Raw genomic sequence first — 24032 nt, forward strand, 5'->3', positions numbered from 1 at the left:
GCTTGGACGAGGCGAAAACCGCGTCCAAGCCTCAAATGTGTAAACCATGTCCCCGGTTTACTATGTAAACGATGTCTCCGGTCGTACACCCGCGATAGGGCCCGCCCAGGCAACCCAACAAAAGGCACCCACCGCGGTGCCTTTTGCACATCTGCAGAAACGCTTTACATCCCGCCAATTCATCAGGTTAGAATCGATTGGCACGCGACTTGCCAGTCATATCCCTTTCCCGCGCTACCCCGGAGTACCTGCCTTTGGATGCCAGCACCATCAACAGCCTGTTCCTGATCGGCGCATTGCTGGTGGGTGCAAGTATCCTGGTCAGCTCGCTGTCGTCGCGCCTGGGCATCCCGATCCTGGTCATTATCCTCGCCGTCGGCATGGTCGCCGGCGTGGACGGTGGCGGCATCATCTTCAACAACTACCCCACCGCCTACCTGGTCGGCAACCTGGCCTTGGCCGTCATCCTGCTCGACGGCGGCCTGCGCACGCGGGTGGCGAGCTTCCGCGTGGCGTTGTGGCCGGCGCTATCGCTGGCCACGGTCGGGGTGATGATCACCACCGCCCTCACCGGCCTGGTGGCCGCCTGGCTGTTCGACCTGAGCCTGATCCAGGGCCTGCTGATCGGCGCCATCGTCGGCTCCACCGACGCTGCGGCGGTCTTCTCGCTGCTGGGCGGCAAGGGCCTGAACGAACGGGTCACCGCCACCTTGGAGATCGAGTCGGGCAGCAACGATCCCATGGCGGTGTTTCTCACCGTCACCCTGATCGACATGATTGCCAGCGGCCAGACCGGCCTGCACTGGAGCCTGCTGACCCACCTGCTACGTGAATTCGGCATCGGTGGCCTGCTCGGCCTGGGCGGCGGCTGGCTGATGCTGCAACTGGTCAACCGCATCAACCTGGCTGGCGGCCTGTATCCGATCCTGGTGGTCGCCGGCGGCCTGGCGGTGTTCTCGCTGACCAACGCCCTGCACGGCAGCGGGTTCCTCGCCGTGTACCTGTGCGGTCTGGTGCTGGGCAACAAGCCGATCCGCAGCCGCCACGGCATCCTGCACATGCTCGACGGTATGGCCTGGCTGGCGCAGATCGGCATGTTCCTGGTGCTGGGCCTTCTGGTCACGCCGCACGACCTTCTGCCCATCGCCTTGCCGGCACTGGGCCTGGCGTTGTGGATGATCCTGGTTGCGCGGCCGTTGTCGGTGATTGCCGCGCTGCTGCCGTTCAAGGCCTTCCATGGCCGGGAAAAAGGCTTCATCGCCTGGGTCGGCCTGCGCGGCGCGGTACCGATCATCCTGGCGGTGTTCCCACTGATGGCCGGTTTGCCGGACGCGCAGCTGTTCTTCAACCTGGCGTTCTTCATCGTGCTGGTGTCGCTGCTGGTGCAGGGCACCAGCCTGCCGTGGATGGCCAAGCTGCTGAAGGTCACGGTCCCGCCGGACCCGGCACCGATCTCGCGCTCGGCGCTGGAAGTGCACATCACCAGCGAGTGGGAACTGTTCGTCTACCGCCTGGGTGCGGAGAAATGGTGCATCGGCGCCGCCCTGCGCGAGCTGAAGATGCCTGAAGGTACCCGGATCGCCGCGCTGTTCCGTGGCGAACAGCTGCTTCACCCCTCAGGCAGTACCGTACTGGAAGTCGGCGACATGCTCTGCGTGATCGGCCACGAACATAACCTGCCGGCGCTGGGCAAACTATTCAGCCAGGCGCCACAGCGCGGCCTGGACCTGCGCTTCTTCGGCGACTTCGTGCTCGAAGGCGATGCCGAGCTGGGCGCGGTGGCCGCACTGTATGGCCTGAAACTCGACGGCCTGGACGCGAAAATGCCGCTGGCGCAGTTCATCCGACAGAAGGTCGGAGGCGCTCCAGTAGTAGGTGACCAGGTCGAATGGCACGGCACCATTTGGACCGTGGCGACCATGGACGGGAACAAGATCCAGAAAGTGGGCGTCAGATTCCCCGAAGGAACGCGACCCGGACCAGGATTGTTCCTCTAAACTCCGATTCCGCCTGAGCTGCAAGTAGTCTGCCTATGTCCCTGCGCGTGTACCTTCGCACAGCCCTGTTCGGGCTGTGCCTGTCCCTTTCGTTGGCCGCCACTGCGGCCGAAACCCCGACCGCTGCCAGCATCCAGCACAGCCTCGACAAGATCGCCGAACGCAAGCTGCCCGAAGCCGATCAGAAGGCCCTGCAGCAGGTGCTCGAACAGACCCTGAGCCTGCTGACGAGCAAGGAAGACAGTGAGAAGAAGCTGGCCGCGCTCAAGCAGCAGTTGGCCGCCGCGCCGAAAGAGACCAGCGACAGCCAGAAAGAATTGGCCAAGCTCAAGGACAGCAAGCCGCAACCGGTGGCCCAGCGCTACGCCACACTCAACGTGCCGCAGCTGGAGCAGATGCTCAGCGAGCGCAACACCCAGCAAGGCGAGCTGCAAAAGGCACTGTCAGACGCCAACAGCCTGATCATCAATTCGCAGACCCGCCCCGAGCGCGCCCAGGCCGAGATCAGTAACAACCAGACCCGCAGCCAGCAGATCAACAACATCCTCAAGAGCGGCAAGGACGGCGGCAAGGCGATCAACGCCGACCAGCGCAACCAGCTCGCAGCCGAACTCGCCTCGCTCAATGCCGTGACCCTGCTGCGCCGCCAGGAGCTGGCCGGCAACGGCCTGCTGCAGGACCTGGGCAATGCCCGCCATGACCTGCTGATCGAGCGCGCCGCGCGCCTGGAGCAGGAAATCCAGGACCTGCAGACGCTGATCAACGAAAAGCGCCTGGCCCAGTCCCAGCAAACCGTCACCCAGCAGTCGATCGAAGCGCAAAAAGCCGGCGGCAGCAGCCTGCTGGCCAGCGAAAGCGCGGCCAACCTCAAACTCTCCGACTACCTGCTCAAAAGCACTGACCGCCTCAACGAATTGACCCAGCAGAACCTGCGCACCAAGCAACAGCTCGACAGCCTGACCCAGGCTGACCAGGCGCTGGACGAGCAGATCAGCGTGCTCAAGGGCAGCCTGCTGCTGTCGAAGATTCTCTACAAGCAGAAGCAGGCGCTGCCGCACCTGAAGCTTGACCGCGACCTGGCCGACCAGATCGCCGACATCCGCCTGTACCAGTTCGAGATCAACCAGCAGCGCGAGCAGATGAGCAGCCCAGTGACCTACGTCGACAAGCTGCTGGCCAATCAGCCACAGGAAGACGTCACCCCGGCCCTGCGCAAAGCCCTGCTGGAAGTCGCCATTACCCGCAGCGACCTGCTGGAGCGCCTGAACCGCGAGCTGTCGGCGCTGCTTAACGAGTCGATCACCCTGCAACTCAACCAGAAGCAATTACTCGGCACCGCGCAGGGCCTGCGCACCACCCTCGACGAGCAGATGTTCTGGATCCCCAGCAACAAGCCGCTGGACTGGGATTGGTTGAAGTTCGTCCCAGAGCGCTTTGCCAAGCAGGTCGCCGACTTGCCCTGGGGCTCCGGCATCAAGGAGCTGTACGACGGCCTGAGCCAGCGCCCGTTGCTGTTCCTGCCATTGCTGCTGGTGATCGGCGCACTGCTGTGGCGGCGCAAGTACCTGTACCAGCGGCTGAGCAAAGTGCACCAGGACATCGGCCACTTCCGTCGTGACAGCCAGTGGCACACGCCGCAGGCGATCCTGATCAACATCCTCCTGGCAATGCCGGTGAGCCTGGGCCTGGCCCTGTGCAGCTACGCCCTGCAGATCGACGCCCGCGGGCAGAACGCCAACCTGGGCGCGGCGCTGTGGCAACTGGCCCAGGCCTGGCTGGTGTTCTACACCGCCTACCGCATCCTCGCCCCCGGCGGCGTCGCGGAAATTCACTTCCGCTGGCACAAGCCGCAGGTCGAATTCCTGCGCGGCTGGGTGCGCCGGCTGGGCACCGTGGTTCTGGCACTGGTCGGTGTGGTGGCGGTCGCTGAACACCAACCTTCGGCGCTGGCCGACGACGTCCTGGGCATCGGCGTGGTGCTCACCTGCTATGCGCTGATGGCCTGGCTGCTTAGTCGCCTGCTGGCGAGCAGCCCGGCGCACCGCGATACCTCGCTGTTCCGCCGCGCCGTCGGGGTGGCCTTCACCGCCTTGCCGATCGCCTTGTTCGTCGCCGTGTGCTTTGGCTACTACTACACCGCGCTCAAGCTCACCGACCGGCTCATCTACACCCTGTACCTGCTGATGTTCTGGCTGGTGATCGAGGCCGCGTTCGTGCGCGGCCTGTCGGTGGCCGCGCGGCGCCTGGCCTACCAGCGCGCCCTGAGCAAACGGGCGGCGGCCAAGGAAGGGCTGGATGGCGAGGTCATTACCGAAGAGCCGACCCTGGACATCGAGCAGGTCAACCAGCAGTCGCTGCGCCTGATCCGCCTGGCCCTGCTCGGCGGTTTCATCGCAGGCCTCTACTGGGTGTGGGCGGACCTGATCTCGGTGTTCGCCTACCTCAACAACTTCACCCTGTACGAATACACCAGCGGTACCGGCAGCGCTGCCAGCATGGTGCCGATCAGCCTCGGCGACTTGCTCGGCGCGCTGGTGATCGTCGGTATCACCTTCGCCCTGGCCGGCAACTTGCCGGGTTTGCTGGAAGTACTGGTGCTGTCGCGGCTGAACCTGGCCCAGGGCAGCGCCTACGCCACCACCACGCTGCTGTCGTACACCATCGTCGGCATCGGCATCGTCAGCACCCTGTCGACCCTCGGGGTCAGCTGGGACAAGCTGCAGTGGCTGGTGGCGGCGCTGTCGGTGGGTCTGGGCTTCGGCATGCAGGAGATCTTCGCCAACTTCATCTCCGGCATCATGATCCTGTTCGAACGCCCGGTGCGCATAGGCGACACCATTACCATCGGCAACCTGTCGGGCACGGTGAGCAAGATCCGCATCCGCGCCACCACCATCACCGACTTCGACCGCAAGGACATCATCGTCCCCAACAAGACCTTCATCACCGGCCAGTTGATCAACTGGTCGCTGACCGACACGGTCACCCGGGTCACGCTGAAGCTGGGCATCGACTACGGCTCCGACCTGGACCTGGTGCGCGACCTGCTGCTCAAAGGTGCCCACGAGAACCCACGGGTGCTCAAGGACCCGGAACCGCTGGTGTACTTCCTCAACTTCGGCGAAAGCTCGCTGGACCACGAGCTGCGCATGCACGTACGCGACCTCGGTGACCGCAACCCGACCCTGGACGAGATCAACCGCTACATCAACCGTGAGTTCAAGGCGCACAACATCAAGATTTCGGTCCGCCAGGTCGAGGTGTTCCTGATGGACACCAAAGGCGGCAAGCAGCAGCTGATTCCCGTGGAGCAACCCAAACCCGATGGCACTGCGCCGGCCTGATGCGGCTCGAATGCTTTATTCTGTGCGCAACCCCAGGAGCAGCCCGTGAAAGCCCTCGACCAACTCACCTTCGACAACCGCTTCGCCCGCCTGGGCGACGCGTTCTCCACCCAGGTCCTGCCCGAGCCCATCGCAGAGCCGCGCCTGGTGGTAGCCAGCGAGTCGGCTATGGCCCTGCTCGACCTCGACCCGGCGCAGGCCGAATTGCCGGTGTTCGCCGAGCTGTTCAGCGGCCATAAACTCTGGGAACAGGCCGACCCGCGGGCGATGGTGTATTCCGGCCACCAGTTCGGCTCCTACAACCCGCGCCTGGGCGATGGCCGTGGCCTGCTGTTGGCCGAAGTGCTCAACGAGGCAGGCGAGCACTGGGACCTGCACCTCAAGGGGGCCGGCCAGACCCCTTACTCGCGCATGGGCGATGGCCGCGCGGTGTTGCGTTCGTCGATTCGCGAATTTCTAGCCTCCGAAGCCCTGCACGCCCTGGGTATTCCCAGCAGCCGGGCGCTGTGCGTGATCGGTTCCACCACGGCGGTATGGCGTGAAACCCGCGAGAGCGCCGCCATGCTCACCCGCCTGGCACAGAGCCACGTGCGCTTCGGCCATTTCGAGTACTTCTACTACACCAAGCAGCCTGAGCAGCAACGGGTGTTGATCGACCACGTGCTCGAGCAGCATTACCCCGAATGCCGCGACGCCGACCAGCCTTACCTGGCCATGTTCCGCACCATCGTCGAGCGCAACGCCGAGCTGATCGCGCGCTGGCAGGCCTATGGTTTCTGCCACGGGGTGATGAACACCGATAACATGTCGATCCTCGGCATCACCTTCGATTTTGGCCCCTTCGCCTTCCTCGACGATTTCGACGCCAACTTCATCTGCAACCATTCCGATGATCGCGGCCGATACAGCTACGCCAACCAGGTGCCGATCGCCCACTGGAACCTCAGCGCGCTGGCCCAGGCACTGACCACGGTGATCGAGGTCGAGCCGCTGAAAGAAGCGCTGGGGTTGTTCCTGCCGCTGTACCAGGCGCACTACCTTGACCTCATGCGGCGGCGGCTGGGGCTGACCACGGCCGAAGACGCCGACATGGCGCTGGTCGAGCGCCTGCTGCAGCGCATGCAGAGCGGGGGTGTGGATTACACCCTGTTCTTCCGCAGGCTCGGCGAGCAACCGGTGGCAGAGGCGCTGAAGGTTGTCCGCGATGATTTCATCGATTTGGCTGGCTTTGATGCCTGGGGCGCGGATTATCTGGCTCGCTGTGGGCGGGAAACGGGCAATGCAGAGGGGCGCCGGGAGCGGATGCATGCGGTCAATCCGCTGTATGTGCTGCGCAACTATCTGGCGCAGAAGGCCATCGAAGCGGCTGAAGGCGGGGATTACAGTGAGGTGCGGCGGTTGCATCAGGTGCTGAGCAAACCGTTCGAGGAACAATCCGGCATGCAGGCTTATGCCGAGCGGCCACCGGAATGGGGCAAGCATCTGGAGATCAGCTGCTCTTCCTGAGTGAACACTTGTGGGAGCGGCTTTAGCCGCGAAGCGATCGTCGCGGTGGATGGCACCGGCTTCGCCGGTGTTCGCGGCTAAAGCCGCTCCCACGGTATCCGTGCAAACCTGTAAGGAACTATTATGTCCGACCCATTGCTGATCCCCTGCCCCCACTGCAACGGCCTCAACCGCCTGCCAGCCGATCGCCTGAGCGACGCCCCCAAATGCGGCCGCTGCAAGAAGGACGTGCTGTTGAGCTACCCGTTCGAGCTCAGCGAAGGCAACCATGCCAGCCAGATCAAAGGCGACCTGCCGCTGCTGATCGACGTCTGGGCCGACTGGTGCGGCCCGTGCAAATCCTTCGCCCCTACCTTCGAACAGGCTGCACGCCAGCTCAGCGGCCGCTGCCGCCTGGCCAAGCTCGACAGCGAAGCCAACCGCAACCTGGCTGGGCAGTTGGGGATTCGTTCGATCCCAAGCCTGATCCTGTTCAAGAACGGCCGCGAAGTCAGCCGGCAGGCGGGGGCGTTTCCACTGCAGTCGTTGCTGGAATGGTTGCGTACTCAAGGGGTTTGATTTTCAAGCGCTCGCCAGCAATGACTCGTATGGAATGCGCAGGCCATCATGCAGACGTTTGATCATGGAAAGGCTAAGACCCCGCTTTCCATTCAACACCTCTGAAACGCGTCCGCTGGAACCGATGAAGGGCTCAAGATCACGCGGCGTAAGGCCCTGTTGATCCATACAAAATTTTATGGCCTCGATGGGATTGGCGGAATGAATGGGATAGTGCTTGTTTTCATAGACCTCGATCAGTGTCACAAGCACTTCCATTTCATCAGCTTCCGGCGTACCCGCTTCTGCCTGGAAGATAACTTCGAGTCGCTGAAATGCTTCTCGAAGATCGTCATCGTTTCGGATCGGCTTAATATTCACAGATTGTCTCCACGTCAATCTCGTCATAGCGCTTGTGCGTACCGACGAATTTCACCCAGGCAATACCGGCTCGATACTGCATTTCGACCACAAGCCGGTACTTATTACCTCCGATGTTGAAGACCACGCGGTTATTGCCACATATGCTGGCGTTGCCAATCTGATCCTTTACATCTTGCGGCGTTCGCCAGATGGCTTTGATCGCCATATCGTGCCAGCTTTCCAAGGGTGCCTGAGCATCATCATGCCCGGGTAGCTCCCAAAACTTCACCAAGGTGCTTTTGGCAATGACGCGCATCCAAGCATAATCTCCCGTTTTGGGAGATTATGCGGGGCAGCGGGGAATCATGCAAGGGACAAAATCGGCGCTTACTCGCTGCGCTCCAGCAAATCATGCAACTCCACAAACTGCTGCGTCAGCTTGTGCCGGGGCTCCAGATGAATCAGCGGCAGGCTGGCATGGTGCGACTCGCGCATCTTCACCGAGCTGTTCAGGTACACCGGCAGCACCGGCAACCCCTCGGCCAGCAACTCATCCAACATCTGCTGCGGCAGGGTGGCACGTGACTGGAACTGGTTGACCACGATGCCTTCGACCATCAGGTCTTCATTGTGGTCGTCCTTGAGCTCTTCAATTTCAGACAGCAACCCATAGAGCGCCTGGCGCGAGAAACTATCGCAATCGAAGGGAATCAACACGCGATCAGCAGCGATCAACGCAGAAACCGCGTAAAAGTTGAGCGCAGGCGGTGTATCGATATAGATCCGCTCGTAATCCTCGTCCAACTCATCGAGCAATTTACGCAGCTTGTTGATCTTGTGCTTGGCCTCGAGCTTGGGCTGAAGGTCGGCAAGCTCCGGGGTAGCGGTCACTACGTGCAGATTGTCGAACGGGGTTTCGTAGATATCGACCTTGTTCTTCTTGCTGAATGGCCCGGTAGACAGGCTCTGCTTGAAGAAATCGGCGATGCCCATGGGGATGTCATCGCCGGTCAGGCCGGTCAGGTACTGAGTCGAGTTAGCCTGGGCATCCAGGTCGATCAACAGGGTCCGATAGCCTTCGCTGGCGCTCACCGCCGCCAAATTGCAAGCGATGCTCGACTTGCCCACACCGCCTTTCTGATTGAACACCACGCGCCGCATGAGAGACCTCCGTGTATCAACGAATGTCCGAGTATGTGGCGGCGCTGCGGCATTGGCCAGCACCTCTTGGCGCAGCGAGCACAAACGGCGACCAGCAGCGCCTGCGCACCGTCCATCGGAAATCACTTACAGCTTCTGCAGACATTGACGCAATCACGCATGGCAATTGTCTGATGGCAATCATGTAACCTGTGTTTGCTACACACCCCCGGCACCGGGATAATTGCGCGCCATTCGGCATATGCGCCAACCCGGTTTCGAGTTACTCCCTGCGCAGGAAACCCCATAGGGCGGGAAGTCAGAAAACATCGTGATCACCTTCGATATCAGCCAATGGCGCGCCTGGGCACCTGGCCTGCAGACCCCTGCCGAGTGGCAGGCCTGGGCGCAAGGCAACCTGTGCCCAGCACCCGACGGGCCGTCCCCGGACGTCTCGTTCCTGCCGGCGCTGCAGCGCCGTCGCCTCAGCCACCTGGCGCGCATGGCATTCGCCGTGGGCTGGCCGCTGGCCGAGGGGCGCGAGGCCTTACCGCTGGTGTTCGTCTCACGTCATGGTGAAACGCCTAGAACCTTCGCCATGCTCTGCGAACTGGCCGAGCGACAGCCGCTGTCGCCGACCCAGTTCAGCCTTTCAGTGCATAACGCGGTGATCGGCTTGTGGTCGATCCTGCGCGGGGAAACCAGCGAGATGACCGCCCTGGCCGCGGCCGGCGATGGCTTCGAGCACGGTGTACTGGAGGCTGCCGCGCTGCTGGCCGAAGGCGCGCCGGCGGTGCTGCTGATCGTCACCGAAGAGCTGCCGGCCGAGGCGTACCGCCCCTGGGTAGACGATGTGCCGTTTGGCTATGCGGTTGGCCTGTTGCTCACCCCTGGCGAGCAATGGCGGCTGACCGCGCAACCTTCCTCGTCAGCCCAAGCGACCGAATTGCCCCATGCCCTGAGCTGGTTGCACGCCATGCTCTCGGGCCAGGTATCCATCACTCACTCGTGGAAGCGCCGCGCATGGAACTGGCAACGACAGCCGTGAGCAGGTTTCGCGATGCCTATTACTGGCGCCTGCTGGCCACCGCCGCGAGCTTCTTCGTGTTCGGCCTGGGCAGCCTGTGCCTCGGGCTACTGGTGTTCCCGCTGCTGGCCTGCTTACCGGGTGGCGCAGTGCGCCATCGCCAACGTGCCCGCCATACCATCAGCTGGTTGTTCTGGCGCTTCATTCGCCTGATGCGCGGACTGGGTGTGCTGACGTATCAAATCGACGGCGCAGAACGCCTGGGCCGCCCAGGCCAGTTGATCATCGCCAATCACCCCTCGCTGATCGACGTAGTCTTCCTCATCGGCCTGGTGCGTCAGGCCAATTGCGTGGTCAAGCACAGCTTGTTCGCCAACCCTTTTACCCGCGGCCCGATCACAGAAGCCCAATACATCGGCAATGACGGCAGCGTGGATATGCTCGACAATGCCGTGGCCTCACTGCACCAGGGCCAGCCGCTGATCATTTTCCCCGAAGGCACGCGCACGCCGCCCGGCCAAATGCCGGCCTTTCATCGCGGCGCGGCGGCAATCGCCTTGCGCGGTGCGAAAATCATCACGCCGGTGACGATCAGGGTCAGCCCCACCACCCTGAGCAAAAACGAGCCTTGGTACCGTATCCCGAGCCGCCGTGTGCACTTCACACTTCACGTCGGCGTCGATATCGACCCCCAGGCGTTTGCCGCGCAGGGTCCTGCGCCGCAGGCGTCACGCAAACTCAACGATTACCTGCACCAGTACTACTTCAAGGAGCTCGCCACCGATGAGCGTGCCACAACAAGACCTCAACCGTGACCTCAAGCAATTGATCATCGACGCCCTGGGCCTCGAAGACATCAGTGTGCAGGACATCGACGACCAGCAACCGCTGTTCGGCGAAGGCCTGGGCCTGGACTCGGTCGACGCCCTGGAGCTGGGCCTGGCCCTACAGAAACGCTACGGCATCAAGATCGATGCCGAGGCCAAGGACACCCGTAACCACTTCAGCAACGTCGCCGCCCTGGCCGCGTTCGTCACTGCCCGTCAGGCCGCCTGAGACCGCACCATGCAAACCCGCGAAGACATCTATCACATCCTCAGCGACGCCCTGGTCGAACTGTTCGAACTCGACCCCAAGGCCATCAGCCTGCAATCCAACCTGTATCAAGACCTGGAAATCGACAGCATCGACGCCATCGACCTGCTCGACCACATCAAACGCCAGACCGGCAAGAAAATCGCCGCCGACGACTTCAAGTCGGTGCGTACCGTCAATGACGTGGTCGAAGCCGTGTTCCGCCTGGTCAACCCGGCGGCATGAAGCGCCTGCTCGGCCTCGGCCTGCTGCTGGCCGGTGTGCTGTACCCGTTTGCCGTTTACTTCGGCATGGCCCACTTCGCCCCCTGGCAGTTCGGCCTGCTGCTTGGCGTGCTGTGGCTGGCCCGAGCACTGGGCACACGGCGGCCGGGCAGCCTGTGGATGGCCGTCGCGGCGCTGACGTTCTGCGTGCTGCTGGGGCTGTCCGACAGCGCGCAGCTTTTGCGCTGGTATCCGGTGCTGATCAACAGCTTCCTGCTGGCCCTGTTCGGCGCCAGCCTGCTGCGCGGCATGCCGATGGCCGAGCGCCTGGCGCGCCTGCGTGAACCCCAGCTGCCGCCCAGGGCGGTGCGCTACACGCGGCGTGTAACCCAGGCGTGGTGCGGGTTCTTCCTGGTCAATGGCCTGATCGCGGCTGGCCTTACCCTGTGGGCGCCTCTGAGTTGGTGGACCCTGTACAACGGCCTGATCGCGTATGCCGCCATGGGCCTGCTGTTCGCCGTCGAGTGGCGGATCAGACAACGTGTACGAGCGGGCTCATGAACTGGATCAACCTCGAACACCTGCTACAGCCCACTGCCGCGCCGCGCCCGATCACCCAGGCACCGGCCCTGGCGCATGCCGAGTTGTGCGAGCAGGCGCTGCGCCTGGCCGGCGGCCTGCAGCAGCGTGGCGTGCAGCGCCTGGCCGTGCACCTGGACGATGCCGCGCAGCTGGCCATTGCCCTGCTCGGCGCCTGGCGCGCGGGCGTCGAAGTGCTGCTGCCGGCAGACCTACAGCCGGGCACCCGCGCACGCTGGGCCGCGCAGATCGACCTGTGGCTCAGTGATCGGCCTGGCGACTTCGCCCTTGCCGACCTGCAGGCCGCGCCACTCCCCCCTGCCGATTTGGATCTGGAACGGTGCAGGATCAGCCTGTGCACCTCGGGCTCCAGCGGCGAGCCCAAGCGTATCGACAAGCAACTGCGCCAGTTGGCCAATGAGGTGCTGGCGCTGGAACGCTTATGGGGCGAGGCGTTGGGCCAGGCCTGGATCATCGGCAGTGTCGCCACCCAGCATATCTACGGCCTGCTGTTCCGCGTGCTCTGGCCGCTGTGCGCTGGGCGCGGTTTCGAACGGCGCCAGCTGCCCTTCCCCGAAGACCTGCAGCGCGCCAGCCGCGCGCACCCGGCCTTCGCCTGGGTGGCCAGCCCGGCCCTGCTCAAGCGCATGGGCGATAACCTCGACTGGCCGGCTCTGAGGCAGGTGCGCCAAGTGTTTTCCTCGGGCGGCGAACTGCCGACCGAAGCCGCGCAAAGGCTGCACCAGCGCCTCGGCCAATGGCCTACGGAGATCTTCGGCAGTTCGGAAACCGGCGGCATCGCCTGGCGCCAGGGCGCCGCCCTGTGGCAGCCGTTTGCCGATGTTCAACTGAGCCTGGATGCGCACGGCGCCTTGTGCATCGCCTCGCCGTACTTGCCAGCAGGTCATATCGAATGCAGCGCAGACGCCGCCGACATCGCCAACGACGGACGCTTCACATTGCTTGGCCGCCTGGACCGCATCGTCAAGCTGGAAGAAAAACGCGTTGCCCTGCCGCTGCTTGAACAGGTGCTGTGCGAGCACGCCTGGGTCGCGGATGCGCGTTTAGGTGTGATCGAGCAAGGCCGCGCCTACCTCGGCGCCCTGCTGGTGCTATCGCCCGCCGGCCTGCACGCCTTGCGCAACCAAGGCCGGCGCACCCTGATCGGCAGCTTGCGCGAACACCTGGCCGGCCACTGCGAGGCCACGTCCCTGCCACGGCGCTGGCGCCTGCTGCGCCAGCTGCCGCACAACGCCCAGGGCAAGCTGCCCCAGGCTGACGTGCAGGCGCTGTTGCTGGCCGCCCGCAGCATGGCTCCTGAGGTACTGGGGCAAGCGGTGCAAGGCGATGAACTGCAGCTGCACTTGGCCGTGCCGCCAGATCTGGCCTGCTTTCCCGGCCATTTCCCGCAAACCCCTGTGCTGCCTGGCGTGGTGCAAGTCGACTGGGCGATTGCCTTGGCCAGTGAACGGCTCACGCCCGGTAAACGATTCGCCGGCATGGAAGTGATCAAGTTTCAGCACGTGGTGCGCCCAGGTGATGAACTGACGCTGACCCTGCGCTTCGATGCCGAACGCGGCAAGCTCTATTTCAGTTACCACTGCGCCGGGCAGGTCTGCGCCAGCGGCCGAATTCTGCTGGAGGCCGATCATGCATAAGCCCTGTGCGGTGATCCCGGTGTACGACCACGAAGACGCTGTGCCAGCTGTGGTCGCCGAGCTGCTGCGCGCCGGCCTGCCCTGCGTGCTGGTCGACGACGCCAGCCATGCGCCCTGCGCCCAGGTGTTGCGGCAACTGGCCGAACAGCCGCGGGTTTTCCTGGTCACGCTGGCGGTCAACCAGGGCAAGGGCGGCGCGGTCATGGCCGGGCTGCGCGAAGCGGCGCGGCTGGGTTTCAGCCATGCCCTGCAGGTGGATGCCGATGGCCAGCACGACCTGGCCGACATCAGCCTGTTCCTGGCCCGTTCGCAGGCTTGTCCACAGGCGCTGGTGTGCGGTTACCCACAGTACGACGCCAGCGTGCCCAAGGGGCGTCTGTATGCCCGCTACCTCACCCACGTTTGGGTGTGGATCAACAGCCTGTCGCTGCAGATACCCGATTCGATGTGCGGTTTCCGGGTCTACCCATTGCCCGCCACCCTGGCGCTGATCGACAGCGTGGCGCTGGGCCGGCGCATGGACTTCGACCCCGAGATCCTGGTGCGTCTGGCCTGGCGCAACCAGCCCATGTGCTGGCTGCCGACCCGCGTGCATTACCCGCAGGACGGCCGTTCGCACTTTCGCCTGGTGCACGACAACGCCCTGATCTCGAAAATGCACGCCAAGCTGTTTTTCGGCATGCTCCTTCGCGCCCCGCTGATCCTCTGGCGCAGGTGGCGCCGATGAACCAGCAGCATTGGGCCAAGCAGCAAGAGCGCGGCAGCTTCTGGCTGATGAAGCTTACCGCCGCCCTGCTGCGCCTGCTCGGCCGCCGCGCGCTGAGCCCGCTGATTCACCTGATCGTCGCTTACTTCTTCCTGTTCGGCCGCCGCGCCCGGCGCAGCGCCTGGCAATACCAGCAACGCCTGCAGCAGTGGAGCGGCGGGCAGACTGCGCGCCCCAGCCACTGGCAGGTGTTCCGCCAGTTCATGGCCTTCGCCGATGCCCTGCTGGACAAGCTCGACGTGTGGCATGGCAAGCTTAGCCTCGCCGACATCGACATCGACGACCCCGGCCAGCTGCGCCGGCAATTGCGTGGCGAGCGTGGGCAGATGCTGGTGGGCGCACACCTGGGTAACCTGGAGGTCTGCCGCGCCCTGGCCGAACTCGGCGAGCAAGTGCCGATGAACGTGCTGGTGCATACCCGCCACGCCGAGCGCTTCAACCGCCTGCTCGGTGAGGCCGGGGCGAGCAATGTGCGGCTGATCCAGGTCAGCGAGCTGGACCCTGCGATCATGCTGCAGCTGGCCGAGCGTCTGGAGCATGGCGAATGGCTGGCCATCGCTGGCGACCGCGTGCCGCTGCATGGCGCCCGCACCGTCGAGGTGGACTTCCTCGGCCACCGGGCGGCCTTCCCACAAGGCCCGTGGCTGCTGGCCGGCATGCTCGAATGCCCGATCAACCTGCTGTTCTGCCTCAAGCACCAGGGCCGCTACCGCATCACCCTCGAACCCTTTGCCGAACGCCTGCAATGGCGCCGCGGCCAGCGCGATCAGCTGATCGCCGAGTGGACCACGCGCTATGCCGAACGCCTGGGTCAATACTGCGCCCAGGCGCCCTTGCAGTGGTTCAATTTCTACCCCTTCTGGAAGACCGATGACGATGCATCCGCATGAGCCTGTAACGTTCGGCGAGTCGCCGCTGGCAATCGAAGATGTCCTGGCCCTGGCCGAGCGCCGGGCAACGGTGCGCCTGCAGGATGACGCCGTCTACCGCGAGCGCATCGCCCGTGGGGCGCGCTTTCTCGACACCTTGCTCGACAAGGAAGGGGTGATCTACGGCGTGACCACCGGCTACGGCGACTCCTGCGTGGTGGCTGTGCCGCTGGAGCATGTCGAAGCCCTGCCCCGCCACCTGTACACCTTCCATGGCTGCGGCCTGGGCAAGCTGCTCGATGCCCCCGCCACCCGCGCCGTACTCGCCGCCCGCCTGCGTTCGCTGAGCCATGGCGTATCGGGTGTGCGCCTGGAACTGCTGGAGCGGCTGCGTGACTTTCTCGCCCACGACATCCTGCCGCTGATTCCCGAAGAGGGCTCGGTGGGTGCCAGCGGCGACCTGACGCCGTTGTCCTATGTCGCCGCGACCCTGTCGGGCGAGCGCGAGGTGATCTACCAGGGCCAGTGCCGCAGCAGTGCCGAAGTGCACCGCGAACTGGGCTGGCAGCCCTTGGTGCTGCGGCCCAAGGAAGCCCTGGCGCTGATGAACGGCACCGCGGTGATGACCGGCCTGGCGTGCCTGGCCTTTGCCCGCGCCGACTACCTGCTGCAGCTGGCTACGCGCATCACCGCGCTCAACGTCATCGGCCTGCAGGGTAACCCCGAGCATTTCGACGAACGCCTGTTCGCCGCCAAACCACACCCCGGCCAGACCCAGGTCGCCGCCTGGCTGCGCCAGGACCTCGCCATCGACGCCCCGCTGCCGCCGCTGCACCGCCTGCAGGACCGCTATTCGCTGCGCTGCGCCCCGCATGTGCTGGGCGTGCTGGCCGATAGCCTGGGCTGGCTGCGTGGCTTCATCGAGACCGAACTGAACAGTGCCAACGACAACCCGATCATCGACGGCGACGCCGAGCGAGTGCTGCATGGCGGGCACTTCTACGGCGGCCATATCGCCTTCGCCATGGACAGCCTGAAGACCTTGGTGGCCAACGTCGCCGACCTGCTCGACCGGCAACTCGCGCTGCTGGTCGACACCCGCTACAACCATGGCCTGCCAAGCAACCTGTCAGGGGCCGAGGCTGACCGGGCAATGCTCAACCATGGTTTCAAGGCCGTGCAGATCGGCGCCAGCGCCTGGACCGCCGAAGCCCTCAAGCAGACCATGCCGGCCAGCGTGTTCTCGCGCTCCACCGAATGCCACAACCAGGACAAGGTGAGCATGGGCACCATCGCCGCACGCGATGCCCTGCGCGTGCTGGAGTTGACCGAACAGGTCGCCGCCGCCAGCCTGCTGGCGGCCAACCAGGGCGTCTGGTTGCGCACCCGACAAAGCCGGGCACAGGCCCTGCCGCCTGCGTTGGCAGCCATGCACGAAGCGTTGCTCGCAGACTTTGCCCCGGTCATCGAAGACCGCGCCCTGGAAAGCGACTTGCGCCTGTGCCTGAAACGCATCGCCGAGCGCCACTGGAGGCTGCATGCGTAGCCCCGGCGTGTTCCATGTCGACAGCGAAATCGTCGTGCCCTTCTTCGATGTCGACAGCATGCACGTCGTCTGGCACGGGCATTACGTCAAATACCTGGAAGTAGCCCGCTGCGCCTTGCTCGAGCGCCTGGCGCACAACTACCTGCAGATGCAGGCCAGCGGCTATGCATGGCCGGTGATCGACCTGCAGCTGCGCTACATTCGCGGCGCCACCTTCGGCCAGCGCCTGAGCGTGCGTGCCAGCCTGGTGGAATGGGAGAACCGCCTGAAGATCCACTACCTGATCAGTGACGCTAATACCGGCGAGCGCTTGACCCGCGCCAGCACCGTGCAGGTGGCCGTGCACATCGAAAGCGGCGAGATGCAGTTGGCCTCACCGAAGGTGATGCTCGATGCGGTGCAGCAGGTGCTGGCATGAAGCGCTTTGTTGTCCTGCTTGGCCTGCTGATCATCAGCCCATTTGCCTCAGCCTTCGGCCTCGACGACCTGCAGAAGCAACTGAGCGAACCGGCCGTGGTCAGCGGCCCATTCGTGCAGGAAAAACACTTGCGCGCACTGCCCCAACCACTGATCAGCAAAGGCCGCTTTGTCCTCGCCCGCGATCACGGCCTGCTGTGGCAACTGCAAACGCCACTGCGCCAGGATTACCGCATCACCGCCACCGGCATAGCCCGCCGCGACCCGAGCGGCTGGCAAACCTTGCCCAGCCGCAGCGCCGGGAGCGAGCAGAACCGCTTGTTCTTCGCCGTGCTGCAAGGCGACAGCAGTGGCCTGCAGCGGGATTTCGAGCTGGCCCTGTCGGGCACCGCGCAGCAATGGCAATTGCGCCTGACGCCGCGTTCGTTGCTGCTCAAACAGATCTTCACGCGCATCGACATCAGCGGCGGGCAGTACGTCGAACGTATCGAACTGAGCGAAACCCAGGGTGACAGCACGCTGCTGCGCATGCCTGAAAGCCACGGCGCAGCGGTATTGAGCGATGCGGAGCGCAGTGACTTTGCCAACTGAGCGCCTGTTGCCACGCCTGTTCCTGGGGCTGCTGCTGGTCATGCTGGCCATCGCCGGCTGGCAGTGGCACCGTGCTGCGCCCTTGTCGGCCGACCTGATGACGCTGGTCCCCGGCGCCACCGAGGACCCGCTACTCAAGCGCGCCGAACAGCGCATGCAGGAACCGCTCAACCGCGAACTGCTGGTGCTGGTGGGCCACAAAGAACGCCTGCAGGCCCTGACCCTGGCGCAGTCACTGGCCGCGCAATGGCAGACCAGCGGCCTGTTTGAAAAGGTGCAGTGGAGCCTGCAAACCGACCTGCAGGCCGTGCGCGATCAACTGCTGCAAGGCCGCCTGGCGCTGCTGGCAGCCAGCGATCGCCAGCAACTGGTAAAGCAGCCCGATGCATTTATCGAGCAGCGCGTGCAAAGCCTGTTCGATCCCTTCGCCAGCTTTAGCCTGGTCCCCAGCCAGGACGATTGGCTGGGCCTGACCGGGCGCATCCAGAACAGCCAGCCGAAGCCCGTCAATGTGCAATTGGACACCGCCAGCGGCGCGCTGATTGCCGAAGCGGATGGCCAACATTGGGTGCTGCTGCGCGCTCGCACCCTGGGCAATGCTTTCGATCTGCACCTGCCGCTGCAGGTCGCCGAACTGCTCGCAAAAGGCCGTGTGCAGGCAGACCAGTCCGGCGCTCACCTGCTGGCAGCCAGCGGCCTGCTGCATGCCGCAGCCGGCCAGCAACAGGCCAGTCGGGAGATCACCTGGGTCGGCGGCGGCGCCACGCTGGGCATCCTGCTGTTGCTGCTGCTGGCGTTCCGCCGTTGGCGAGTGCTGCTGGCGTTCGTGCCGGTACTGGTGGGCATGCTGTTCGGCTCGGTGGTGTGCGTGGCACTGTTCGGCCAGATGCATGTGATGACCCTGGTGCTCGGCTCAAGCCTGATCGGCGTGGCGGTAGACTACCCGCTGCACTACCTGTCCAAGAGCTGGAGCCTCAAGCCCTGGCGCAGTTGGCCGGCCGTGCGCCTGACCGTGCCCGGCATGAGCCTGAGCCTGGCGACCAGTTGCATCGGCTACCTGGCGCTGGCCTTCACGCCCTTCCCAGCGCTGACGCAAATTGCTGCGTTCTCGGCGGCCGGGCTGATCGGCGCTTACCTCAGCGCAGTGTGCCTGCTACCAGCGCTGCTCGCTGGCATGCAACTACAGCCTGCACGCTGGCCCTTGCGGATCGCCGAGACGCTCACCACCTGGCGCGAACGGCTGCTGTGCAAAGTGCCGAGTGCCGTGCTGCTGGGGCTGCTGATGGTCTTCTGCGCAGCCGGCCTGTGGCGCCTGAGCAGCCACAACGATATCCGCCAATGGGTCGCCAGCCCGCCCCAGTTGCTCGAAGAGGCACAAGCCATTGCGCGCATCACAGGCTACCAGCCCACCAGCCAGTTCTACCTGGTGCGAGGCGCCGATCAGCAACAACTGCTCGAACGCCTGAACGGGCTGTCGGGCAAACTCGATGAGCTGGTCGAACTGGGCAAGCTCAAGGGTTACATGAGCCTCGGCCAACTGGCCGCCAGCCCGGTGGAACAAGCCCAGGCGCGCCAGGCCCTGTCGGCGTTGCCCAAACACTGGCAACCGTTGCTCGACCTGGGCGTGCCGCAGGCGGCGCTGCAGGCCGAGTTGCAGCAGTTGCAACAGTTGCCGACCCAGACCATCGACCAACTGCTGGCTGGGCCATTGGCCGAAGCCTGGCGACCGCTATGGCTGGGCGACGAGGGTGCGGGCGTGGCCGCCATCGTCAGCTTGCAGGGCTTGGGCGATGCGGCCTTGCTGCGCCTGCAGGTCGATGACCTCGAAGGTGTGCAACTGGTGGATCGCTTGGGCGAGCTGAACCAGCTGTTCGCCGCCACCCAAGTGAGCGCCGCAGAGCTGAAGTTGCTGTCCTGCGTGCTGATCATGGTCCTGTTGATACTGCCGTTCGGCCTGCGTGGCGCACTGCGCATCGTCGCATTACCGCTGCTGGCGGCACTGTGCAGCTTGGCTTGCCTGGGCTGGCTGGGCCAACCACTGACGCTGTTCAGCCTGTTCGGCCTGCTACTGGTGACAGCCATCAGTGTCGACTATGCGATCCTGATGCACGAACATATCGGAGGCGCAGCGGTGAGCCTGCTCGGCACCCTGCTGGCAGCAGTCACCACCTGGCTTTCGTTCGGCCTGCTGGCGCTGTCGGCTACCCCAGCCGTAAGCAACTTCGGCCTGGCAGTCAGCCTGGGGCTGGCTTTCAGTTTCATGCTGGCGCCTTGGGCCGCCCCGCGCCCAGTCCCCCAGGAGCAGCCATGAAATACCTGATGACCCTTGCCCTGTGTCTGCTGCTCGGCGCCTGCAGCGCGCGCCCTCCCCTGCCATCCCGCGAACCGACGCTCGAACTGCCGCAGCAGTTGCACGTGTTACGTGAGCAGGCCGGCCAGCGCCAGGACTGGTTACTGGTGATACAGCGCGAAGACCACCGCCTGCGCTGGTCGCTGCTCGACCTGCTGGGCATTCCCCAGGCGCGCCAGTTGCTCGACGGCCAACAGTGGCAGGCCGACGGCCTGTTGCCGCCCAACCCGGCGGCCCGTGAGCTGTTCGCCGCCGTGCTGTTCGCGCTGACGCCCACCGAGCAGTTGTCGCAGCTCTACCCCGAGGCGCGCCAGCTGGGCCAACGACGCTGGCTGGGTGAGCGCTGGCAGGTCCGTTATCAGGCCCCACGCGCGTTCTCCTTGAACGTCGGGGGCCTGAGTTATCAAATCGATCCAATGCCCAGTGAGAACGCGCCATGACCGCCTACCTCAATGCCCTGGGCCTGGTCTGCGCCCTCGGCCGCGGCCAGGCCGAGGTCAGCGCCCGCCTGCTGGCCGGTGATTGCTCAGGCATGCAAGCCGAGGCCGACTGGGTGCCCGGGCGTTGCTTGCCGGTCGGCGCAGTGCGCGGCGCACTGCCCGATGTGCCCGTGGCCGAGCATCACAGCCGCAACAATCAGCTGTTGTATGCTGCAGCCCTGCAGATCGAACCGGCCATCCGTGCGGCGATCGACCGTCATGGCCCGCAGCGCGTCGCCGTGGTCATCGGCACCAGCACCTCAGGCATCGATGAGGCCAGCGCAGACATCGCCTGCTATCTGCAGACGGGCCAGTTTCCGGCGCACTACCGCTACGACCAACAGGCGCTGAGCGCACCTGCCGAGTTTCTCGCCGACTGGCTGCAACTGAGCGGGCCGACCTATGTCATTTCCACCGCCTGCACCTCCAGTGGCCGGGCCTTGATGAGTGCGCGCCGGCTGTTGCAGCTGGGGCTGTGCGATGCGGTGCTGTGTGGCGGCGTAGACACCCTGTGCGGCCTGACCCTCAACGGTTTCAGCGCCCTGGACGCGGTCAGCGAGCAACGCTGCAACCCGTTCTCGGCCGAGCGCGCCGGGATCAATATCGGTGAGGCGGCTGCGCTGTTCCTGATGACCCGCGAGGCCACTGACGAAGGCCCATCCATTGCCCTGCTGGGCGCTGGCGCCAGCAGCGATGCCCACCACATCTCGGCGCCGGACCCCTCTGGCAAGGGCGCCTTGCAAGCCATGGCCAAAGCCCTCGACAATGCCCGCCTCACACCGGCGCAAATTGGCTACCTGAACCTGCATGGCACCGCCACGGCGCACAATGACGCCATGGAAAGCCAGGCCATGCACCGCCTGTTCGCAAGCGGTGTGCCATGCTCGTCGAGCAAACCCATGACCGGCCACACCCTGGGGGCAGCCGGCGCACTGGAAGCGGCGTTCTGCTGGCTGGTGCTCAGCGGGCACAACCCGCTTGGCCTGCTGCCGCCGCATGTGTGGGACGGCCAGGCCGACCCGCTGCTACCAACGCTCGACCTGGTGACCCGGCAGCACCGCCTGCCCACGGATCGACCACGCCGCTTGATGAGCAACTCGTTCGCCTTCGGCGGCAACAATGTCAGCCTGATTCTCGGAGATGCCCCATGATCCCCTGGCCACTGGCCGAGCTGTTGCCCCACGCTGGCGAGATGATCCTGATCGACCAGGTCGACAGCTACGACGACGAGCAGATCCACACCCGAACCCTGGTGCGCCCGGGCGGCCCGTTCAACCGCGCCGACGGCAGCCTGCCCGCCTGGTTCGGCATCGAATTGATGGCACAGAGCGTGGCCGCCTTTGCCGGTTGCCGCGCGCGCCGCAACGGCCAGCCAGTACAGCTGGGCTTTTTGCTCGGTACACGCAAATACCAATGCGACGTCGAACACTTTCCGTCGGGTGCCGAGCTGCACGTTCACGCCACGCGCTCATTGGAAGACGACAACGGCATGGGCGTGTTCGAATGCCACCTGCGCGGCCCCGGCATCCACGCCAGCGCACGGCTGAATGTGTTTACCCCGCCACAACCTACCCGCTACCTGGCAGAAGCCGGCCCTGAGGACCCTACCCATGACTGACACCATCCTCGTCACAGGCTCCAGCCGCGGCATCGGCCGGGCCATCGCCTTGCGCCTGGCACGGGCCGGTTACGACCTGGTCCTGCATTGCCGCAGCGGCCGCGCCGAAGCCGATGCCGTGGCCGCGCAAGTCCGCGAGCTGGGCCGCCAGGCACGGGTTCTGCAATTCGATGTCGCCGACCGCGCGGCCTGCAGGGCGATCCTCGAACAGGATGTGGAAAGCCATGGCGCCTACTACGGCGTGGTGTGCAACGCCGGCCTGAGCCGTGACGGCGCCTTCCCGGGGCTTAGCGAAGAAGACTGGGACCAGGTGCTGCGGACCAACCTCGACGGCTTCTTCAATGTCCTGCAACCGCTGACCATGCCGATGATCCGCCGCCGCGCGCCGGGGCGCATCGTCTGCATCACTTCGGTGTCCGGCCTGATCGGCAACCGTGGCCAGGTCAACTACAGCGCCTCCAAGGCCGGGCTGATCGGCGCGGCCAAGGCATTGGCGATCGAGCTGGGCAAGCGCAAGATCACGGTCAACTGCGTGGCACCCGGGCTGATCGACACGGCCATGCTCGACGAGCACGTGCCGGTCGACGAGCTGCTGAAGATGATCCCCGCCGGGCGCATGGGCACGCCTGAAGAAGTGGCCGGGGCAGTGAATTTCCTGATGTCGCCGGAGGCTTCGTACATCACCCGCCAGGTGCTGGCGGTCAATGGAGGGTTGTGCTGATGCGCCGTGTCGTGGTCACCGGCATGGCCGGTATTACCGCCCTGGGCAACGACTGGGCAACCATCGCGGGGCACTTTGCCGAGCAGCGTAGCGGCATCCGCCGCATGCCCGAGTGGGACCGCTTCAGCGAGCTCAATACCCGCCTGGCAGGCCCCATCGACGACTTCGAGGTTCCCACTCACTGGACGCGCAAACAGCTGCGCAGCATGGGCCGGGTCTCGCGCCTGGCGGTGGCCGCCGCCGAGCGCGCGCTGGCCGACGCCGGGCTGCTCGACGACCCGAGCATCCGCGACGGACGCATGGGCGTGGCCTGCGGCTCTTCGACCGGCAGCACCGACGAGATCAAGACCTTTGGCAACATGCTGATGAATTCGCTGGCCGACGGCCTGAATGCCAACTCCTATGTGCGCATGATGCCGCACACCACCGCGGCCAACATCAGCATCTTCTTTGGCCTGACCGGGCGCCTGATCCCCACCTCCAGCGCCTGCACCAGCGGCAGCCAGGGCGTCGGCTACGCCTACGAGGCGATCAAGTACGGACGTCTGCCGCTGATGCTCGCCGGCGGCGCTGAAGAGCTGTGCCCGACCGAGGCCATGGTGTTCGATGCGCTATACGCCACCAGCCTCAAGAACGACACCCCGCACCTGACCCCACGGCCCTACGATGTCGGCCGCGATGGCCTGGTGATCGGCGAAGGGGGCGGCATGCTGGTGCTCGAAGAACTGCAGCACGCCCTGGCCCGCGGCGCGAAGATCCATGCCGAAGTGGTCGGCTTCGGCAGCAATGCCGACGGCCAGCACATCACCCGACCGGAGCAGGTCACCATGGGCCGGGCCATGCAGCTGGCACTGGACGACGCCGGGCTGGCCGCCGACGCCATCGGCTACGTCAACGGTCACGGTACCGCTACCGAACAGGGCGACATCGCCGAGACCCGGGCCACCAGCAGCCTGTTCGGCCCACGCATGCCGATCAGCTCGCAGAAGAGTTTCCTCGGCCATACCCTGGGGGCCTGCGGCGCGCTGGAGTCGTGGTTCAGCATCGAAATGATGAACAGCGACCGCTACGTGGCCACGCTCAATCTCGATCAGGTCGACCCGCTGTGTGGCGAGCTGGACTACCTCACCGGTGATTTCCGGGTGATGAGCAATGAGTTCGTGATGAATAACAACTTCGCTTTCGGCGGGGTCAACACTTCGCTGATCTTCCGTCGCTGGGCCTGA

The 24032-nt window shown here is 64.8% G+C and carries 24 protein-coding genes; 21 read left to right on the forward strand and 3 right to left on the reverse strand.

Annotated elements, in window-relative coordinates; all coding sequences use genetic code 11:
* The first annotated feature begins 254 nt into the window (after positions 1–254).
* From ACZ6YA_RS13755 to trxC, 4 genes are all read left to right on the forward strand, one after another.
* Positions 255–1997, forward strand: coding sequence for a potassium/proton antiporter (locus ACZ6YA_RS13755; protein WP_465897855.1), 1743 nt, complete (start codon positions 255–257; stop codon positions 1995–1997).
* 35 nt (positions 1998–2032) lie between these two features.
* Positions 2033–5341: a mechanosensitive channel MscK gene (mscK, locus tag ACZ6YA_RS13760; RefSeq protein ID WP_465897670.1), complete on the forward strand. Its 3309-nt coding sequence runs from the start codon at positions 2033–2035 to the stop codon at positions 5339–5341.
* A 45-nt stretch (positions 5342–5386) separates the two neighbouring features.
* Positions 5387–6847 carry a protein adenylyltransferase SelO gene (selO, locus tag ACZ6YA_RS13765; protein ID WP_465897671.1) on the forward strand — a complete coding sequence of 487 codons (1461 nt, stop codon included), beginning with the start codon at positions 5387–5389 and terminating at the stop codon, positions 6845–6847.
* Positions 6848–6970: 123 nt separating this feature from the next.
* Positions 6971–7405, forward strand: coding sequence for a thioredoxin TrxC (gene trxC / locus ACZ6YA_RS13770; RefSeq protein WP_465897672.1), 435 nt, complete (start codon positions 6971–6973; stop codon positions 7403–7405).
* Positions 7406–7408: 3 nt separating this feature from the next.
* On the opposite strand, the gene ACZ6YA_RS13775 is transcribed toward trxC, so the two are convergent.
* The 3 genes from ACZ6YA_RS13775 to ACZ6YA_RS13785 all read right to left on the reverse strand — a co-directional run bounded on the left by ACZ6YA_RS13775 (position 7409) and on the right by ACZ6YA_RS13785 (position 8908).
* Positions 7409–7765: a helix-turn-helix domain-containing protein gene (locus ACZ6YA_RS13775; protein ID WP_465897673.1), complete on the reverse strand. Its 357-nt coding sequence runs from the start codon at positions 7763–7765 to the stop codon at positions 7409–7411.
* On the reverse strand, positions 7755–8063 hold the full coding sequence (locus tag ACZ6YA_RS13780) for a type II toxin-antitoxin system HigB family toxin (protein ID WP_465897674.1): 309 nt from the start codon (positions 8061–8063) through the stop codon (positions 7755–7757). The genes ACZ6YA_RS13775 and ACZ6YA_RS13780 overlap by 11 nt, the downstream gene beginning before the upstream one ends.
* 71 nt (positions 8064–8134) lie before the next feature.
* Positions 8135–8908 (reverse strand): ParA family protein, encoded by a 774-nt coding sequence (locus tag ACZ6YA_RS13785; RefSeq protein ID WP_465897675.1) that lies wholly within the window; start codon positions 8906–8908, stop codon positions 8135–8137.
* 310 nt (positions 8909–9218) lie between these two features.
* On the opposite strand from ACZ6YA_RS13785, the gene ACZ6YA_RS13790 reads away from it, so the two are divergent.
* The 17 genes from ACZ6YA_RS13790 to ACZ6YA_RS13870 are packed head-to-tail and all read left to right on the forward strand — an operon-like array spanning position 9219 to position 24032.
* On the forward strand, positions 9219–9935 hold the full coding sequence (locus ACZ6YA_RS13790) for a beta-ketoacyl synthase chain length factor (RefSeq protein ID WP_465897676.1): 717 nt from the start codon (positions 9219–9221) through the stop codon (positions 9933–9935).
* Positions 9911–10729 (forward strand): lysophospholipid acyltransferase family protein, encoded by an 819-nt coding sequence (locus ACZ6YA_RS13795; protein ID WP_465897677.1) that lies wholly within the window; start codon positions 9911–9913, stop codon positions 10727–10729. Before ACZ6YA_RS13790 ends, ACZ6YA_RS13795 begins: the two co-directional genes overlap by 25 nt.
* Entirely contained in the window at positions 10698–10970 is a 273-nt protein-coding gene (locus tag ACZ6YA_RS13800) for a phosphopantetheine-binding protein (RefSeq protein ID WP_403133906.1), read from the forward strand. Before ACZ6YA_RS13795 ends, ACZ6YA_RS13800 begins: the two co-directional genes overlap by 32 nt.
* Positions 10971–10979: 9 nt before the next feature.
* A complete protein-coding gene (locus ACZ6YA_RS13805) occupies positions 10980–11234 on the forward strand; it encodes an acyl carrier protein (protein WP_465897678.1) in 255 nt (84 codons plus the stop codon).
* A complete protein-coding gene (locus ACZ6YA_RS13810; protein WP_465897679.1) occupies positions 11231–11773 on the forward strand; it encodes a COG4648 family protein in 543 nt (180 codons plus the stop codon). The genes ACZ6YA_RS13805 and ACZ6YA_RS13810 overlap by 4 nt, the downstream gene beginning before the upstream one ends.
* Positions 11770–13449 carry an ApeI family dehydratase gene (locus ACZ6YA_RS13815; protein ID WP_465897680.1) on the forward strand — a complete coding sequence of 560 codons (1680 nt, stop codon included), beginning with the start codon at positions 11770–11772 and terminating at the stop codon, positions 13447–13449. The genes ACZ6YA_RS13810 and ACZ6YA_RS13815 overlap by 4 nt, the downstream gene beginning before the upstream one ends.
* Positions 13442–14176 carry a glycosyltransferase family 2 protein gene (locus ACZ6YA_RS13820; RefSeq protein WP_465897681.1) on the forward strand — a complete coding sequence of 245 codons (735 nt, stop codon included), beginning with the start codon at positions 13442–13444 and terminating at the stop codon, positions 14174–14176. Before ACZ6YA_RS13815 ends, ACZ6YA_RS13820 begins: the two co-directional genes overlap by 8 nt.
* Entirely contained in the window at positions 14173–15105 is a 933-nt protein-coding gene (locus ACZ6YA_RS13825) for an LpxL/LpxP family acyltransferase (RefSeq protein ID WP_465897682.1), read from the forward strand. The genes ACZ6YA_RS13820 and ACZ6YA_RS13825 overlap by 4 nt, the downstream gene beginning before the upstream one ends.
* Positions 15086–16630 (forward strand): HAL/PAL/TAL family ammonia-lyase, encoded by a 1545-nt coding sequence (locus ACZ6YA_RS13830; protein ID WP_465897683.1) that lies wholly within the window; start codon positions 15086–15088, stop codon positions 16628–16630. The genes ACZ6YA_RS13825 and ACZ6YA_RS13830 overlap by 20 nt, the downstream gene beginning before the upstream one ends.
* Positions 16623–17048, forward strand: a complete 426-nt coding sequence (locus tag ACZ6YA_RS13835) for an acyl-CoA thioesterase (RefSeq protein WP_465897684.1) — start codon at positions 16623–16625, stop codon at positions 17046–17048. Before ACZ6YA_RS13830 ends, ACZ6YA_RS13835 begins: the two co-directional genes overlap by 8 nt.
* Positions 17045–17638, forward strand: coding sequence for an outer membrane lipoprotein carrier protein LolA (locus ACZ6YA_RS13840; protein WP_465897685.1), 594 nt, complete (start codon positions 17045–17047; stop codon positions 17636–17638). Before ACZ6YA_RS13835 ends, ACZ6YA_RS13840 begins: the two co-directional genes overlap by 4 nt.
* Positions 17628–19949: an MMPL family transporter gene (locus tag ACZ6YA_RS13845; protein WP_465897856.1), complete on the forward strand. Its 2322-nt coding sequence runs from the start codon at positions 17628–17630 to the stop codon at positions 19947–19949. Before ACZ6YA_RS13840 ends, ACZ6YA_RS13845 begins: the two co-directional genes overlap by 11 nt.
* Complete coding sequence (locus ACZ6YA_RS13850) at positions 19946–20428, forward strand: hypothetical protein (protein WP_465897686.1); 483 nt, start codon at positions 19946–19948, stop codon at positions 20426–20428. The genes ACZ6YA_RS13845 and ACZ6YA_RS13850 overlap by 4 nt, the downstream gene beginning before the upstream one ends.
* On the forward strand, positions 20425–21618 hold the full coding sequence (locus ACZ6YA_RS13855; RefSeq protein WP_465897687.1) for a beta-ketoacyl-[acyl-carrier-protein] synthase family protein: 1194 nt from the start codon (positions 20425–20427) through the stop codon (positions 21616–21618). The genes ACZ6YA_RS13850 and ACZ6YA_RS13855 overlap by 4 nt, the downstream gene beginning before the upstream one ends.
* The gene (locus ACZ6YA_RS13860) at positions 21615–22085 is read left to right on the forward strand and encodes a hotdog family protein (RefSeq protein ID WP_465897688.1); all 471 of its coding nucleotides are present in this window, start codon (positions 21615–21617) and stop codon (positions 22083–22085) included. The genes ACZ6YA_RS13855 and ACZ6YA_RS13860 overlap by 4 nt, the downstream gene beginning before the upstream one ends.
* Positions 22078–22806 (forward strand): 3-oxoacyl-ACP reductase FabG, encoded by a 729-nt coding sequence (gene fabG / locus ACZ6YA_RS13865; protein ID WP_465897690.1) that lies wholly within the window; start codon positions 22078–22080, stop codon positions 22804–22806. The genes ACZ6YA_RS13860 and fabG overlap by 8 nt, the downstream gene beginning before the upstream one ends.
* Positions 22806–24032 carry a beta-ketoacyl-ACP synthase gene (locus tag ACZ6YA_RS13870; protein ID WP_465897691.1) on the forward strand — a complete coding sequence of 409 codons (1227 nt, stop codon included), beginning with the start codon at positions 22806–22808 and terminating at the stop codon, positions 24030–24032. The genes fabG and ACZ6YA_RS13870 overlap by 1 nt, the downstream gene beginning before the upstream one ends.

Source organism: Pseudomonas sp. NPDC090752 (genome assembly GCF_055584805.1).

Coding starts and splice junctions, on each gene's coding strand:
- ACZ6YA_RS13830 (WP_465897683.1), top strand. CDS start 15,086: ATGACGATGCATCCGCATGAGCCTGTAACGTTCGGCGAGTCGCCGCTG.
- ACZ6YA_RS13870 (WP_465897691.1), top strand. CDS start 22,806: ATGCGCCGTGTCGTGGTCACCGGCATGGCCGGTATTACCGCCCTGGGC.
- fabG (WP_465897690.1), top strand. CDS start 22,078: ATGACTGACACCATCCTCGTCACAGGCTCCAGCCGCGGCATCGGCCGG.
- ACZ6YA_RS13820 (WP_465897681.1), top strand. CDS start 13,442: ATGCATAAGCCCTGTGCGGTGATCCCGGTGTACGACCACGAAGACGCT.
- ACZ6YA_RS13855 (WP_465897687.1), top strand. CDS start 20,425: ATGACCGCCTACCTCAATGCCCTGGGCCTGGTCTGCGCCCTCGGCCGC.
- ACZ6YA_RS13850 (WP_465897686.1), top strand. CDS start 19,946: ATGAAATACCTGATGACCCTTGCCCTGTGTCTGCTGCTCGGCGCCTGC.
- ACZ6YA_RS13800 (WP_403133906.1), top strand. CDS start 10,698: ATGAGCGTGCCACAACAAGACCTCAACCGTGACCTCAAGCAATTGATC.
- ACZ6YA_RS13835 (WP_465897684.1), top strand. CDS start 16,623: ATGCGTAGCCCCGGCGTGTTCCATGTCGACAGCGAAATCGTCGTGCCC.
- ACZ6YA_RS13810 (WP_465897679.1), top strand. CDS start 11,231: ATGAAGCGCCTGCTCGGCCTCGGCCTGCTGCTGGCCGGTGTGCTGTAC.
- ACZ6YA_RS13780 (WP_465897674.1), bottom strand. CDS start 8,063: ATGCGCGTCATTGCCAAAAGCACCTTGGTGAAGTTTTGGGAGCTACCC.
- ACZ6YA_RS13795 (WP_465897677.1), top strand. CDS start 9,911: ATGGAACTGGCAACGACAGCCGTGAGCAGGTTTCGCGATGCCTATTAC.
- mscK (WP_465897670.1), top strand. CDS start 2,033: ATGTCCCTGCGCGTGTACCTTCGCACAGCCCTGTTCGGGCTGTGCCTG.
- ACZ6YA_RS13860 (WP_465897688.1), top strand. CDS start 21,615: ATGATCCCCTGGCCACTGGCCGAGCTGTTGCCCCACGCTGGCGAGATG.
- ACZ6YA_RS13785 (WP_465897675.1), bottom strand. CDS start 8,908: ATGCGGCGCGTGGTGTTCAATCAGAAAGGCGGTGTGGGCAAGTCGAGC.
- ACZ6YA_RS13825 (WP_465897682.1), top strand. CDS start 14,173: ATGAACCAGCAGCATTGGGCCAAGCAGCAAGAGCGCGGCAGCTTCTGG.
- ACZ6YA_RS13815 (WP_465897680.1), top strand. CDS start 11,770: ATGAACTGGATCAACCTCGAACACCTGCTACAGCCCACTGCCGCGCCG.
- ACZ6YA_RS13805 (WP_465897678.1), top strand. CDS start 10,980: ATGCAAACCCGCGAAGACATCTATCACATCCTCAGCGACGCCCTGGTC.
- ACZ6YA_RS13840 (WP_465897685.1), top strand. CDS start 17,045: ATGAAGCGCTTTGTTGTCCTGCTTGGCCTGCTGATCATCAGCCCATTT.
- trxC (WP_465897672.1), top strand. CDS start 6,971: ATGTCCGACCCATTGCTGATCCCCTGCCCCCACTGCAACGGCCTCAAC.